General features: G+C 64.4%; 12 protein-coding genes, 3 tRNA genes and 1 riboswitch. Of the genes, 8 read left to right on the forward strand and 7 right to left on the reverse strand.

Features of this window, described 5'->3' with window-relative positions:
• From TX78_RS03410 to TX78_RS14480, 3 genes are all read right to left on the reverse strand, one after another.
• Window positions 1-1,076: LLM class flavin-dependent oxidoreductase (locus TX78_RS03410; protein WP_044493754.1), on the reverse strand; the 1,076-nt coding region annotated here is incomplete at its 3' end.
• Window positions 1,077-1,090: 14 nt separating this feature from the next.
• Window positions 1,091-1,201: riboswitch (SAM riboswitch) on the reverse strand.
• Window positions 1,202-1,248: 47 nt separating this feature from the next.
• Window positions 1,249-2,067: an LLM class flavin-dependent oxidoreductase gene (locus tag TX78_RS03415; RefSeq protein ID WP_049897413.1), complete on the reverse strand. Its 819-nt coding sequence runs from the start codon at window positions 2,065-2,067 to the stop codon at window positions 1,249-1,251.
• A gap of 137 nt (window positions 2,068-2,204) precedes the next feature.
• Entirely contained in the window at window positions 2,205-2,459 is a 255-nt protein-coding gene (locus tag TX78_RS14480) for an LLM class flavin-dependent oxidoreductase (protein WP_049897415.1), read from the reverse strand.
• Window positions 2,460-2,546: 87 nt separating this feature from the next.
• Here TX78_RS14480 and TX78_RS14515 point away from each other — a divergent pair, with 87 nt between their 5' ends.
• Window positions 2,547-2,909 (forward strand): hypothetical protein, encoded by a 363-nt coding sequence (locus tag TX78_RS14515; RefSeq protein ID WP_158644292.1) that lies wholly within the window; start codon window positions 2,547-2,549, stop codon window positions 2,907-2,909.
• Window positions 2,910-2,913: 4 nt separating this feature from the next.
• Here TX78_RS14515 and TX78_RS03425 read toward each other — a convergent pair whose 3' ends face one another.
• Window positions 2,914-4,260, reverse strand: a complete 1,347-nt coding sequence (locus TX78_RS03425; protein WP_044493758.1) for an aminotransferase class I/II-fold pyridoxal phosphate-dependent enzyme — start codon at window positions 4,258-4,260, stop codon at window positions 2,914-2,916.
• Window positions 4,261-4,410: 150 nt separating this feature from the next.
• On the opposite strand from TX78_RS03425, the gene TX78_RS03430 reads away from it, so the two are divergent.
• Together TX78_RS03430 and trxA are read left to right on the forward strand one after the other, a co-directional pair.
• Window positions 4,411-4,495, forward strand: a tRNA-Tyr gene (locus tag TX78_RS03430).
• Window positions 4,496-4,684: 189 nt separating this feature from the next.
• Window positions 4,685-5,071 (forward strand): thioredoxin, encoded by a 387-nt coding sequence (trxA, locus tag TX78_RS03435; RefSeq protein WP_044493760.1) that lies wholly within the window; start codon window positions 4,685-4,687, stop codon window positions 5,069-5,071.
• Window positions 5,072-5,221: 150 nt separating this feature from the next.
• On the opposite strand, the gene TX78_RS12930 is transcribed toward trxA, so the two are convergent.
• A complete protein-coding gene (locus tag TX78_RS12930) occupies window positions 5,222-6,271 on the reverse strand; it encodes a DNA-3-methyladenine glycosylase family protein (RefSeq protein WP_044493761.1) in 1,050 nt (349 codons plus the stop codon).
• A gap of 228 nt (window positions 6,272-6,499) precedes the next feature.
• Here TX78_RS12930 and TX78_RS03445 point away from each other — a divergent pair, with 228 nt between their 5' ends.
• Together TX78_RS03445 and TX78_RS03450 are read left to right on the forward strand one after the other, a co-directional pair.
• Window positions 6,500-8,029, forward strand: coding sequence for a cystathionine beta-synthase (locus TX78_RS03445; RefSeq protein ID WP_044493763.1), 1,530 nt, complete (start codon window positions 6,500-6,502; stop codon window positions 8,027-8,029).
• Window positions 8,030-8,031: 2 nt separating this feature from the next.
• The gene (locus TX78_RS03450) at window positions 8,032-9,198 is read left to right on the forward strand and encodes a cystathionine gamma-synthase (protein ID WP_044493764.1); all 1,167 of its coding nucleotides are present in this window, start codon (window positions 8,032-8,034) and stop codon (window positions 9,196-9,198) included.
• Window positions 9,199-9,273: 75 nt separating this feature from the next.
• Here TX78_RS03450 and TX78_RS13095 read toward each other — a convergent pair whose 3' ends face one another.
• Together TX78_RS13095 and TX78_RS03460 are read right to left on the reverse strand one after the other, a co-directional pair.
• On the reverse strand, window positions 9,274-9,915 hold the full coding sequence (locus TX78_RS13095; RefSeq protein WP_049897416.1) for a DUF4282 domain-containing protein: 642 nt from the start codon (window positions 9,913-9,915) through the stop codon (window positions 9,274-9,276).
• Window positions 9,916-9,938: 23 nt separating this feature from the next.
• A complete protein-coding gene (locus TX78_RS03460) occupies window positions 9,939-11,204 on the reverse strand; it encodes a hypothetical protein (RefSeq protein WP_147640407.1) in 1,266 nt (421 codons plus the stop codon).
• A 710-nt stretch (window positions 11,205-11,914) separates the two neighbouring features.
• Here TX78_RS03460 and TX78_RS03465 point away from each other — a divergent pair.
• From TX78_RS03465 to TX78_RS03475, 3 genes are all read left to right on the forward strand, one after another.
• Window positions 11,915-13,804: a DEAD/DEAH box helicase gene (locus tag TX78_RS03465; protein WP_044493766.1), complete on the forward strand. Its 1,890-nt coding sequence runs from the start codon at window positions 11,915-11,917 to the stop codon at window positions 13,802-13,804.
• Window positions 13,805-13,890: 86 nt separating this feature from the next.
• Window positions 13,891-13,962 (forward strand) — tRNA-Thr (locus TX78_RS03470).
• Window positions 13,963-14,048: 86 nt separating this feature from the next.
• Window positions 14,049-14,122: transfer RNA gene (locus TX78_RS03475), tRNA-Met, on the forward strand.
• Window positions 14,123-14,148 lie beyond the last annotated feature (26 nt).

The raw sequence follows: 14,148 nt of genomic DNA on the forward strand, positions 1-14,148 counted from the left end.
CGCAGGGCCGGAAGCAGAAGCTCAGAGATGGCCGCCACGTCTTCCTGGTGCTCGGCGGGTTTTAGCCGCACGCCGTTGAAGCCAAGATTCCGGTAGGTGCTGATGGCCTCCACAGCGCCTGCCGGGTCAGTGACGAGAGCGCCGTCATCGAAGTCGCCTGCGGACTCGGCGAGACTCTCCAGAGTCTCCCAGCGCCCTCGGGCCTGCGGCAGCGAGTCCTCCAGAAGCACGGGCAGATCGGCATAGACCTTCAGCGGGGGAAGCCTTCGGGCGAAGAGTGCCTCAACTGTGCGGACCTCCTCGAGAAGCTGTTCTGCCCGTCCGGGGGAACCGGGCTGGAGGAACAGGATGTCTGCACTGGTGGCCGCTGCTTTGATCACCGGTTCGCTCTGTCCCTGGTAGGCCACGGGAAGCTGTCCCTGAGGCGGGCGCGGTGTGATGGAGGGACCCTTGACCGAGAAACGGCTGCCTTCGTAGTTGATGTAGTGCAGCTTCTCGCGGTCAATGAAGCGGCCGGAGGAGACGTCGCGGATCTCAGCGTCGTCCTCCCAGGAGTCCCACAAGCGGCGGACGACGTCGACCACCTCCTCCGATTCGGCATAGAGTGCCGCGGCCCGGGAAGCGGAGCCTTCAGGATGGAGCTGCGGATCGGGGTGGCCTCGCCCTACCAGCTGAGCCTCAACATCGGTGATCGAGACCTCGACCTGCCATCCGCCGCGGCCGGTGCTGATGTGATCGAGGGTCGCCAGGTTCTTGGAGACGTGAAACGGCTCGGTATGGGTAGTTGTCAGAGTGGGAATCAGCCCGATGCGTTCGGTGCGGGCTCCTAGCCAGGAGGCCACTAGCGAGGTATCGAGCTGACCCCTGCGGTGCAGTCCCAAGGAATCCTCAAAGGTGACGAAGTCGGCCTCTCCGCGTTCTGCGACCACGGCGAGCTGGCCCCAGTACTCCGCGGTGAAGATCTCCGCCGTGTCGGCAATCCTGAACCAGGAACCGGGATGCCAGCCGGTGTCCCGCAGGCTGATGCCCAGATGAAAGCCGCCGTCGGCGGCGTCTGACAGTGATGTGCTGCTCATTGTGGCCTCCGTAGTGTTCACACTTGCTCCTGCGTGCGCAGGAGCCTTGTCATCACCTGGAGCACCCCACAGTGAAAGAGGGTTGCTGTCCGGCCAGCCAGGGCTTTCCACCGGAACTCGTGACACTGTCACGCTAGCACCGCTGGCGTGAACATAAAATAAATATTTCGGTTTATGTACGCGGGGTCTTTGCATCCCATGACTCGGCCAGCAGCTCATAGGAGCGCAGTCGCGCCGCAGGGTCGTGGGTGATGGTGCTGATGAGCAGTTCATCGGCGCCCGTGGCGCGCTGAAGAACCCGCAGGTGCTCGATGACCTCTCCGGGCGTGCCCACGAACCTGGTCCGTACGCGGTCCTCCACCAGGCGGCGCTTGTCCCCGGTCAGGGCTGCAGCCTCACCGGGGCGGGGATAGGGGATGGCGCCTTCGCCGCTGCGGATGCTGTGCACCCATGTGTCGTAGCCGTGAGCCAGGCGCTCGGCCTCGGTGTGAGAATCCGCCACGAGCACCTCTGCTGAGACCATCACGGTGGGGCGCTCCAGGTGCTCGTGCGGAACAAAGTGGGAGCGGTAGTGCTCGACGGCGTCGAGGGCGTTCGAGGGGGCCACGTGATAGTTGGCACCGAAACGCAGACCCCTCCTTCCGGCCGCCTCCGCCGATTCGCCGGCAGAGCTGCCCAGCACCCAGACTTGCGGCGTGCCGTCTGTGTCCTGGGTGGCATCGGGCAGAGGTGAGCCGCTGACCTGCGCCGTGTGGTCTAAGAAACTGCGGACCTGGTCAATGAACTCAGCGTAGGGAGGGCTATCCGCGGGCGGGGCAAGCAGCTCGGCCGTTGCGGCGTAGCGCTCGGAAGCAAGCAGGTGACTCAGGTCCGGCGCCGCGGGAAGTAGTAGTCCCTCCGTGCTGATGCGGTCTCGGGCCGCATGGGTAAGCGGCTGTGCCGGAGGCCTGCCTCGCGGGGTGTGCGCGGAGGTGGGCCCTGCAGAGGGCATCTTGCCGTGGGGCGGACGTCGCGCCGGACTGCGCCCCAGGCCCAGATCAATCCGACCAGGCAGGGCAGCCTGAAGCAGGGAGAACTCCTCTGCGATGCTCAGCGCGCTGCGGGCTCCGGCCAGTACGGCTCCGGAGCCTACGCGCAGCGAGTGGTCACACTTCCGGCCAGGGCCATCATGAGCGCGGGGGAGTAGCCCATTACCCCGGGATTAAGGTGATGCTTGCCGAACCACAGGCGGTGGTACCCGTAGTCCTCGGCCCGGCGCGCCAGCTCCAGGCTGGCGGCCATCGCCTCCTCCGGTCTCTGGCCGGCTGATCGCGGGACTAGATCAAATAAGTTCAGCACAGTGTTCAAGCGTATGCTCCTGGAAACGGTCGTTTCCATGAACATATACCAACGGCGTCGGCACGCGTCGGCGTTGCGTCACACGGCGTATTAACTCAGCCGAGCGTTCACCTGCGGAGCGGCCAGCATCTGATGGGTCACCACCGCGGCGGCGCCCAGCACGCCCGCTCGGCCGCTGGTCTGCGTACCCACGATCCGCAGGTGCTGAGTGGCGAGCGGCAGGGAGCGGGAGTAGGCGGTCTCCCGTATGCCCGCAAGCAGGTGCTCCCCGGCCGTGGCCACCACGCCGCCGATGACGATGACGGAGGGGTTGAGCCGGTTGACGCAGCCGACCAGCACGACTTCTACCAGTCCAAGTGGGGCCGACGAGTCTCTGCGGCCCATGACGGACTGGCCGCGGTGATTCTGCACCGTGCCGACGTCGTCACCGCCGCGGTGACCGGCTTCAACTTTGCGGAGTTCCGCCAGCTCTTCCTGGTCGCCCTCTGCGTCTGAGCATTCAGACGAGGCTGGCCCGCAGAGTGCCCTGCCCCGCCTGGGCGATGAGGGCCGCGAGTTCGGACAGCTTCGCGGGGTCCTCCGGCAGCTGGGTCACCGTGAGGCGCAGCCTGCCCGCTGAGTCCTGCCGGGACTGGCTCGGCTGAAGGTACGACGACGCCGCCACGTCAACGATCACGCCCTGGCCCGAGAGTGCCAGGGCGGCTGCCGACTCCTCCGGCACCTCCACCCAGACGCTCCAGCTGCCAGGCCCGCTGGTGGCCTTCAGCCCGGCGTCGCTGAACGCATCCAGGGCCAGGCGGCGGCGCGCCGCGTACTGCCGCTGTGCCTGGCGCATCACGCGCTGGGCACGGGGCTCGTTGAGGACGGCGGCCAGCGCCAGCTGAAGAATGCGGCTGTTGGAGCCCAGGCCTCCGGCCCGCAGGGCCGCCGCACGCTCCAGCAGCCGTCGGGGGCCGGCAAGCACCGCGGTGCGCAGATCCACGCCCACGGCCCGGCAGAAGGTCAGCACGCGGACCGTTCGCTCGGGCACAAGCTCGCCCAGGCTGGAGGCCTCCGCGGCCAGCGGCCCCAAAGGTTCATCCTCAATGAGCAGCGTCTCGGTACCGGCGAGGACCTCCGCCAGCTGCTGTGCGCGCTCGGCGGTCAGCAGATGCCGATCGGAGAAGCCTCCGGCGGGGGAGTGGATGAATGCCGTCGCGCCCGCCCCCAGGGCTTCGGCGAGCGATGAGGGAATGGGGCCGTCGTCGTCGGTCTCCACTGCGACAGTAGCCACACCGAGCTGGCGGATAGTGTCCAGCACGCCGGGGGAGGCGGGGGTCTCGACGGCCAGCATCGCGTGCTGCTCGGCGGTCGCGGCCTGCAGTGTCAGCCACAGGGCTTCGCCGCCCCCGCCCGCGCTCATCCACGCCTCAGGGGTGAACGGCACTAGCGGCGCCACCGCCCGGCGCAGCTCCTCGACCATGTGCTCGCGCCCCCACGAGTTGACCGAAGGGTGCTTGAGGGCAGAGGCGAAGGCCTCCTCAAGCGGAGGCAGCAGCGCCGGATCCGGGCTGCCGAAGCGCAGGTCGATGGTGTGGAAGCCCTCGAAGCCCGCCGCGGCGTCGACCACGCGGGTGCCCCCGCGGCGTCGCGTTTCCACCACCTGCTCGTCACGCAGGATGCCCCAGGCTTGGGCGATAGTGCCCACGCTGACACCGATCTCCTGGGCGATATCGCGCACAGTCGGCAGTCGGGTCCCCGGAGGCAGGTCCCCGGCGTCGATAAGATCCCTGATCTGTTCAGCAATACCGCTGGGGGTTCGAGTGCTCAATCGGCGCGAAAGGGCGACGGCATCTAGTTCGGACATGCGGGCTCCACAACTGGGCAAGTATCTGGGCGGCACCGGACTGTGAGGACCGGTTCATCAAGACGACACCTTACTCCTTGTGCGGATTCGAAATATCACCGTGTCTTGAGCTAAAGTAGTTCGGTGCCTTGCACTGCAGGGCGCTGACTCGGCGGATTACCCGAGCGGCCAAAGGGGGCTGACTGTAAATCAGCTGGCACTGCCTACGGGGGTTCGAATCCCTCATCCGCCACCACATGAAGTGTCAGGACATTGTTTCACCGATGTCCTGACACTTTTCGTGTATCTGGCGCAGGGCGCGATGGGGCGGAGGGTCCCTGCCTTGAGATAGCTTCCCTGTCACCTGCGCGACCATAGAATTCGCCGGGCGCGTAAGTTGCCGCAGGGGTCCACATCGGCGGTTATCTGCCGTATCGTGGCGCCCATGGCTACTACAGAGCTGACCGCAAACGACTTCCAGAAGACTCTGGATGAGACTGACATCCTCCTGATCGACTTCTGGGCTGACTGGTGCGGGCCCTGCAAGCAGTTCGCTCCTGTGTATGAGCAGGTCTCCGAACAGCACCCCGATGTCACCTTCGCCAAGGTGGATACCGAGGCTGAGCAGGAGCTTGCCGCCGCCGCGAACATCACCTCCATCCCCACGTTGATGGCTTTCCGCGAGAAGGTGCTCGTCTTCGCCCAGCCCGGCGCGCTGAACGCCGAGCAGCTGGGTGGCGTAGTCCAGGCCGTGAAGGACCTGGACATGGAGGAGATCCACAAGCAGATCGCCGAAGACGAACAGAACAAGGAATCAGCCCCGGAGGCCTGAGACCGGCGAAGACTTCGAGAATCCCTCGCGCAGAAGTGGTAAGCAGCCCCTACTAGGCTCACCCCGCTTCCGCGCGGGGGATTTTCTCGTTCATAGGAACAAGCATGTGTAGGCCCGAGCGCGATGAGTGGCGTGCCGTTGCAGGACTGTTCAGCGGTCCCGATAATCGGCAGGCGCCAGCTTGGCTCCGAAGCGCTGGTGCCGGAACCCGGAGAGCCCAAGCAGCCGGATGACTCGATGCCGGTGGGGACGGAACGGCTCCAGCAGTCGGAGCATCCCCGCATCATCGGTGCGCCGACTAGTCAGGGCCTCGCCCACAAGGGCGCTGAGATGAAAATCACCCACTGAGGGTAAGTCCGCTGCACCGTGCGAGCGCTGGAGCGCCTCAGCCACAGTCCAAGGACCGATTCCGGGAATGCTCACCAGCTGCTCCTGCAGATCCTCCAGGGCAAAGGCCTCCGCAAGTGTCGCAGCGCCTAACCGATGAATGCTCCGCGCCCGGGCTGCTACCTGCAGCACCGTCCGCGACAGTGGCGGCTGCACCCATAGCCGGTGCCACTCCCAGGAGGGCACCGCGCGCAATTGCCCACCGGTCAGCGGGAGCCGCAGCCACTGAGGCGCCGGCAGGCCGCTGTACGACGGCGCGGGCTCCGCGTAGCTGCGGATGAGGTTCCGCCAGCTGAAGCGGGCCTGGTCATGGGTGACCTTCTGCTCCAAAGTCGCAGTGACCAGCTGATCAAAGAGCGCGCCGGTGGCAGGCAGCCGCACTCCCGGGTGCTCGCGGCGAATACGGGCCAGGGTGGTGGAGATCCGGTCGCCCATGGCGTCGAGCAGAAACTCCAGCTCCTGCCAGTCATCAGCTGCGCCTAGGATCAGCGCAGCCCGCTGCAGAGCAAGCTGGGCCGTCTCCTGGCTGCTTGCCGCGGTGCGCACACGTACGGTACTGGTCCCCAGCTGGTCGAAACGGTAGGTGGCCTGCCCGAGTTCCGCGCCGTCGTCGGCATAGATCCGCTGGGCCAGCCAGGCGCCGGCACCGGGAGTACCGCGGCCGCCTCCGGGAAAACTGCCGGGGTCAACCCGGATGGTGGGGTCAGCATGACCGCGCTGCAGAACGCCCAGGCTGCGCGGCAGATCATAGGGGCCGTGCAGATCCACCACGCTCTCTGCGTGTGCCACCGCTGATGACGCTGCTGATTCCACGCCACCACCATCCCATAAGCGCCTGACACCATCGGTAGCGAGAACTCACCAAGGCCCGGCAATTTCCGTTCAAAGCAGGAATCTGCAGCTGCTAGCCAGTGTTGCGCCACAAGTCGCCGCACCCTGGGGCTGGGCAATCAGCGCCGGTACCCTGGAGCAATGAGCGTGAGCCGGGAGGTCCCCTCCGGCGGCTCGGCACCAAGCAATGCAACCGGAAGCGAAGCAAAGATGAAGTATGCCCAGTCCGTCGTCGAGCTGATCGGCGGTACCCCTTTGGTGAAACTCAATCACGTCACCGAAGGGATCTCTGCCACCGTTCTGGTGAAGCTGGAGTACCTGAATCCCGGTGGGTCCATCAAAGACCGCATCGCGCTGAAGATGATTGAGGACGCCGAACGCGAAGGCAAGCTCAAACCGGGCGGCGTAGTGGTCGAACCCACCTCCGGAAACACCGGTGTGGGCTTGGCCCTGGTGGCCCAGCAGAAGGGGTACCGCAGCGTCTTCGTCACTGTGCCCAAGGTCGCCCAGGAGAAGCGAGATGTGCTGCGCGCCTACGGAGCTGACGTGGTGGTGGGCCCGGCAGGAGTCGACGCCGAATCCCCGTTGAGCTACTACGGCATCTCCGATCAGCTGGCGCAGGAGATCGAGGGCGGATACAAGCCTGACCAGTTCTCGAATCCGGCTGCTCCGAACTCTCATTATGAAACCACCGGCCCGGAGATCTGGGCTGATACCGAGGGCAAGATCACTCACCTGGTGGTGGGCGCAGGCACCGGCGGCACAGTCACCGGCACCGGCCGCTACCTCAAAGAGGTCTCTGCTGATCGAGAGACCGGCCCGGTACGTGTGGTGGTGGCCGACCCTGATGGTTCCATCTACTCCGGTGGCGAAGGCCGCCCCTATTTCGTTGAAGGCGTGGGGGAGGACGTCTGGGTCACGAACTATGACACCACCGTGCCCGATGAGCACTACGCCATCAACGATGCCGAGTCCTTCGCGATGGCCCGTAGGCTAGCCACTGAGGAAGGCTTGTTGGTGGGCGGCTCCTCCGGCACAGCCGTGGCAGCAGCACTGAAGGTGGCCAAGGAGCTGGGAGAAGAGGACGTCGTCGTCGCTGTCCTTCCGGACTCCGGTCGCGGCTACTTGGGCAAGATCTTCAATGATCGGTGGATGATCGACCATGGCTTCGGCGAGGTGATTTCTACTTCCACCGGCACTGAGATCAGCGTGAAGACGTCAGAGGAGCTCAGCGCAGCAGTGCGTCATGGTGTCATCGGCGCCGGCAGCACATCCGCAGCACCGGGCACCGGAGCCAAGAATCCCCGCACGCCGACGGCGGCTGACCTGCTCACTGCCAAACGCCACCTGCTCTCCGACGCACTTCCGGAGGTCATCTCCATCCGCCGCAGCACCACCCTGCGCGAAGCCGTCTCTGTGATGAACCGCTACGGCGTCGATATCGTTCCGGTGATTGATCAGCCCGGTCCCATTGCACGCATCGGTGAGGTCTACGGCATCGTCGATGTGGAGCAGCTCTCCGAGGATGTCCTCGTAGGCCAGGCCGACCCCCACGAACCGGTCTCCGAGCATCTGCGCACAGAGCTTCCGCTGGTGGGCATCACCGAAACCGTCCCGCAGATCCTGGTCAAACTGCGGCAGAATCCCACCCTTTTGGTGACCAAAGAGGGCGACATTGTTGGCGTCCTGACCCGCAACGACCTGCTGGCGCACCTTTCCGGCGCCCAGGAGAAGGAGTGAACATGGCCGCACACCACGGCAAAGAACCCGGATTCTCCACCCACGCAATCCACACCGGTCAGGACATCGACCAGGTCTACGGTGCAGTGGTCCCGCCGCTGCACTTCTCCACCACCTACGCTCCTGACGGCATCGGTAATCTACGCAACGGCTATGACTATGGCCGCGCTGGCAACCCGACCCGCACTGCCCTGCAGCAGCAGTTAGCCGCTGTCGAGGGCGGTGCCCACGCTTTCAGCTTCAGCTCCGGGCTTGCCGCAGAAGATGCGGTGATCCGAGGGCTGATGCGACCTGGACAGCGCATTGTGATGGGCAATGATGCCTATGGCGGCTCCTACCGGCTGATCAGCCGGATCCACGGGGGCTGGGGTATTGCCAACACCCCGCTGGATCTCAACGACCATGAGCGTGTTGCCGCTGAGCTCGAGGCAGAGGACGCCACGCTGCTCTGGGTGGAGACCCCCTCCAACCCGCTGATGACTGTGGTGGATATCGCCGCTCTGGCAGAGATCGCCCATGCCAACGGAGCGCTGCTGCTGGTGGACAACACTTTCGCCACCCCGTACCTGCAGCAGCCGCTGGCGCTGGGGGCCGATGTGGTGGTCCACTCCACCACCAAGTACATCGGCGGTCATTCTGATGTGGTGGGCGGCGCCGTCGTCCTCTCTGATGATGACCTGGCGCAGAAGGTGGCCTTCCAGCAGTTCGCGGTGGGGGCGGTATCCGGTCCGCTGGATGCCTACCTGACTACTCGCGGACTGAAGACTCTCGGTGTGCGTATGGACCGGCATGCCACCAATGCTGCCGCCGTCGCGGAGTTCCTTGCCGGGCACTCGGCGGTGGAGCGGGTGCTGTATCCGGGGCTGCCTGACCACCCCGGCCATGAGCTGGCCAAGAAGCAGATGCGCAATTTCGGCGGCATGGTCTCCATGCAGCTCAAGGGCGGGGAACCAGCGGCCCGTAAGGTAGCTGAGGCTACTCAGTGGTTCATCCTGGCGGAGTCTCTGGGTGGTGTGGAGTCGCTGATGAACTACCCGCATGAGATGACTCACGCCTCGGTGCGCGGTACCGAGCTGGCTGTCCCGGAGAACTTGCTGCGTCTGTCGGTGGGCATTGAAGATGTTGAGGATCTCATCGAGGACCTGGACCAGGCACTGGCCGGCCTGTAGTTCCTTGCAGAAAAAGGTCGGGGCCCGCACTTGCCAATTTTGAGTGCGGCCCCCGACCTTTGTGACGTCAGGCGGTTACTTCTTCTGGGAGATGTCCCAGCGGAGGCTTTCAACCTCGGTCTGCAGCGCTGAGGTGTTCTGCGCGGTGCGGACTGCCGCGATGTAGAACTCCAGCATCATGCGGATGAACACCAGGTATAGGCCGAACAGCAGGGTTCCGAAGATCAGGAACATCACGCCGGCCAGGGCGCTGTCGGAGAACGAGACGATCAGCAGGACCAGCCATCCGATACCTAGGCCCAACAGTGCCAGGGTATAGATGAATGCGGCGAACTTGATGGTGACGTAGCTCTTGAAGCTGAAGTCGAACAGCGCCGCGAAGAAACCCTTAGAGTCCACGCGGTTTCGCGGCGCGGGGTCCTGGGGGTAGGGATTCTGCTGGGAGTAGGAGGGGTTGCCGCCTCCGGGGCCGCTTGGTCCGCCTGGCCCACCTGGCCCGCCCGGGCCTGAGGGTCCGCCGAAACCGCCAAACCCGCCCGCTGGTGCCCCCTGCTGGGAAGAGCTCTGCTGAGGATAGCCCTGCGGGGGATAAGGTTGCTGGGAATTGTCCTGGCCGGGAGCCCCGGTATTTCCGCCACCGTGAGTGGCACCGCTGTCTGGAGTGCCGTAAGGGTCGTTGCCGTAAGGGTCATTGGGGTTGTTCGGGGGCTGAGTCATGTCACTCTCCTGAATCGTTGATTCTATTTCCGGAAGAAACCCACCAGCGAGGCTGGAAGCTTGGCAGTCATAACAGGGGCTACGTACCGAGCCAGCGTTTCAATCACCAGTCCGATGATCAGCAGGATGGCGAAGGTCCACCAGGCGGGCCCGAAAGTGGCGGTACTGAAACCGAACCACCCCGCACTGAAGCCAACATGTATCTGTCCGAAGAACGTGAGCACTACACCTACTGCAGCGTAGATCAGCGGCAGAGTCACCCAGGACAGCGGATTCGCTAGCACCTCCGGCCGAGAATCTCTGCGTAGGCTCCACAGCAAAGCAGCTGCAACCAGGCCAAGGATCCCCAGCAGCACGGCCAAGAGCACCTGCCACCACTGAAGATCAGTCGTCCACAGATAGAGGGTGTTCTGGCCGGGGCCGTTGCTGACTAAGTGCACCAGCCCGCCTTCGGCACGCAGCGCCCCAGAAGTCAGCAGCACAAAGATGATGACCACTGCTGTGGAAGCCCAGAACGGAAAGCTCAGCACAGCGGTGAAGGATCCCTCCACCGCCAACCAGATGAGGATGAAGATCAGCACCGGGATCACCAGGATGATTCCGTGCAGCGCCATGACCCGCGGAACACGGTAGGCAGAAGGCAGCACGCTCTGAATGCGGCCTCGCCCCTTGGAGTAGAACTTCCGCGAGGCAGACAGCAGCAGCCCGATCAGCAGGTAGAAGAAGAACGCTCCGAAGAACAACGAGGCCCCGGCAGCTGACCCCAGCATCCGCACTTCGCCGGTGAAGGGTATTTCTGTGGTTTGCCGATAAGCCAGAGCAAGGGTCACCAGCAGCGTCAGCAGTGCCATGACCAGGGATACTGCTGCGCTGAGCATCAGTTTGGCGGCAAGAGGCAGCGTCACCAGCCGTGTCCGGGGATCTCGCTGGGACCAAAACCGCCCGACGACGACGGCGATCAGCCCGGCCAGCAGCAGCGCCAGCAGATTCGGCGCCCAGAGGCTGAACAGGAGCATCGATTCGCTCTGCGCGGTCATGGTGAAGCCGAAACGCCCGAAGAGCCAGACTCCGGCAATCTGGAATGGCAGCGTGATGAAGGCGGCAATGCCAGAGAGTTCCAACTGCTGGGCCAGGTCTACAGCCGGGTCCGAGGCCGCAGTGTTGCTATCGAGCCCCACGCCGATCAGCAATCCGATCACCGTCAGTACAGCCAGCGAGATCAGCGCTACATACCCGGCCAGCTGAGCCAACGCCAGTGAGAGCACATGCTGAAGCCTGATGCTCTTCATGAAACCCGGTACCTGAACCTCAGGCATAGATATCTGTGGTCCGGTCGCTGGCTGCGCTGCGGCGGAGTCCTGTTCGGGCCCAGTTGAGGAGGCAGGCTCAGGGCCCCGATGCTGAGTCTCACCCTGTTCTCCCAACGGGTCACCGGTGGGGGCAGCGGAGTCAGGGCGCGGAGGCCGAGGGGGCCGATATCCGGGGGGTGGTCCGGCGGGCTTGCCGGGCTCCGGGCCCTCGGCGGGATTCTCGCTGTATGGGTCAGCCACTGAAGTAGTCCTCATTCCGTTGCGCTCGCGGTGTTCTGACCAGCGCCGTAGTGGCCTCTGGAAGACAGTCCCCACCTTACGCAAAGCCGATGACCTGGGGAATGACCGCGCCGGGCAAGCCGGAATAGTCAAATCAAGCCAGATGACGTAGACTTGTTCAGCATTCTCCGGATATTCCCGTTTATCTGTACTGACTCCCGGCGCAGCTGACTTGTTCAGCCTGGTAGGACCGGTCGAGATTATGTGTGTTTCTGCGGGTCGAGTCCGGAGCCGTATAAGCGGCCCGTCCCCGTGACCTAACACGTCCAGCGATATCACCTGACGCACCCTGCCGTGCCCATGCACTGCACAGCCTAGAGCTGTGCGGTTCGAGCACGAGTGGTTGACGCGCCATGCGCTGTGCCGTGGGCACACGGGGACCCCAGGTCGCCATAAGTCAAGGAGACACCATGACCCAGACCGCAGAAGCAACCACAGAGACCACCCAGGAGACCGAGTCCGGTCCTCGTTTCGCAGACCTCGGCCTGGACGACCGCGTTCTCGCGGCCATCCAGGAGATGGGCTACGAGACCCCTTCGCCCATCCAGGCCCAGACCATCCCGCTGCTGACTTCCGGCCGCGACGTCGTCGGCCTGGCTCAGACCGGTACCGGTAAGACCGCAGCCTTCGCACTGCCCGCGCTGACTCATATGGCACAGGCCCACGACGCCGGGGAGCTGGGCTCGGTGCCCAACACTCTGGTGCTGGCGCCTACTCGTGAGCTGGCTATCCAGGTGGCCGAAGCATTCACCACCTATGCCGCGAAGGTTCCTGGCATCTCCGTGCTGCCCATCTACGGCGGTGCCCCCTACGGCCCGCAGCTGCATGGGCTGCGCCGTGGGGCCAACGTCGTCGTCGGTACCCCCGGCCGTGTCATTGACCACATGTCCAAGGGCTCCTTGGATCTGTCCGAGATCAAGCACCTGATCCTGGATGAGGCCGATGAGATGCTGCGCATGGGCTTCGCCGAAGAGGTGGACAAGATCCTGGCGCAGACCCCGGATGACAAGCAGGTAGCCCTGTTCTCGGCCACTATGCCCAAAGCTATCCGCCGGATCAGCGAGGACTACCTCAACAACCCCGTTGAGGTCTCGGTCAAGAACAAGACCACTACCAGCGCCAATATCCGTCAGCGCTACGTGGCGATTAAGCACCATGCCAAGCCAGAGGCACTGGCTCGCATCATGGAGACCGAGCCGCATGACGCGGTGATCGTCTTCGTGCGGACCCGCTCGGCCACCGAAGAGGTTGCCTCTAAGCTCAATGCCCGTGGCTTCACCGCCGCGGCCATTAACGGTGACATCCCGCAGAACCTGCGTGAGAAGACTGTGGAGCAGCTCAAGGACGGCCGGATTGATGTGCTGGTGGCCACCGATGTGGCTGCCCGTGGTCTGGACGTGGAGCGCATCAGTCACGTGTTCAACTACGACATCCCGCTGGACACCGAGTCCTACGTGCACCGCATCGGCCGTACCGGTCGTGCAGGTCGCTCCGGTGAAGCCGTGCTGTTCGTGACTCCGCGTGAGCAGCGGATGCTGCGCTCCATCGAGAAGGCCACCCGTCAGCAGGTGGAGCAGATGAGTCTGCCCACCATCTCTGATGTCAACGCCTCCCGCCTGGAGCGCTTCTCCGAGCGCATCACTGAGACCCTGGCCAGCCAGGAGCTCGAGGAGTACCGCGGCTTGGTGTCCTCCTACGTCACCGAGCACGACACTCCGGCTGAGGACATCGCTGCGGCCCTGGTGGCGATGGTCCACGACGGTCGCCCGCTTCTGCTGGACGAGAAGGCTGAGGACGAGCTGCTGCGCGAAGCCAAGCGTGGCTTCTCTGAGCGCGGTCGTGATGACCGTGGTGAGCGCGGTGACCGCGGGCCCCGCGGCGATCGCCCCAGCCGTGACCGTGGTCCTGCCACTGCCGGACCGGGCAACGCGATGTACCGCATCTCGTTGGGCCGCCGTGACGGCGTGGCCCCGGGTCACATTGTGGGTGCCATTGCCAATGAGGCGGGGCTGAATGCCCGCGAGATCGGCAGCATCGACATCCGTCCAACCCACTCCTTGGTGGAGCTGCCGGAGAAGCTCTCCGGTGAGCAGTGGGCAGCACTTGCCAAGACCCGCATCGGCGGGGAACTGATCAAGCTCGAGAAGGACTCCGGCGCCCCGGCTGGCGGTGGATTCCGCAAGCGCGAGGACGACGGCGAGCGCGGCGGTTTCCGCGGCAAGGGTGGCCCGCGCAAGGGCGGCTTCGGCAAGTCCGAGGGCGCCTTCAAGAAGAAGGACAAGAAGGCTCGCTGGCACTGATCTTCAGGCCAGTTGACCTTTGAAATGACAGGGCACTGGGCCGATTTGGGCAACAGCTGAAACCGGTGATAAAGTGTTCTGTCGTTGCCCCAATAGCTCAGTGGTAGAGCGCAGTCTTGGTAAGACTGAGGTCCCGGGATCGATTCCCGGTTGGGGCTCTGAATGAGAGCCCGCGCAGCGCAGCTTCTCTCACTTGAGAAATTCAGTGAAGAATCCCTGCGCAACGCGGGCCTTTCTCATTCGTGGCGGTGTAGCTCAGCTGGTTAGAGCGCACGACTCATAATCGTGAGGTCGCGGGATCGAGTCCCGCCACCGCTACCGAACTTAGAAGCCCCGGATCGCTC

It is taken from the genome of Nesterenkonia massiliensis (genome assembly GCF_000455245.1).
GTDB classification, from domain to species: domain Bacteria; phylum Actinomycetota; class Actinomycetes; order Actinomycetales; family Micrococcaceae; genus Nesterenkonia; species Nesterenkonia rhizosphaerae.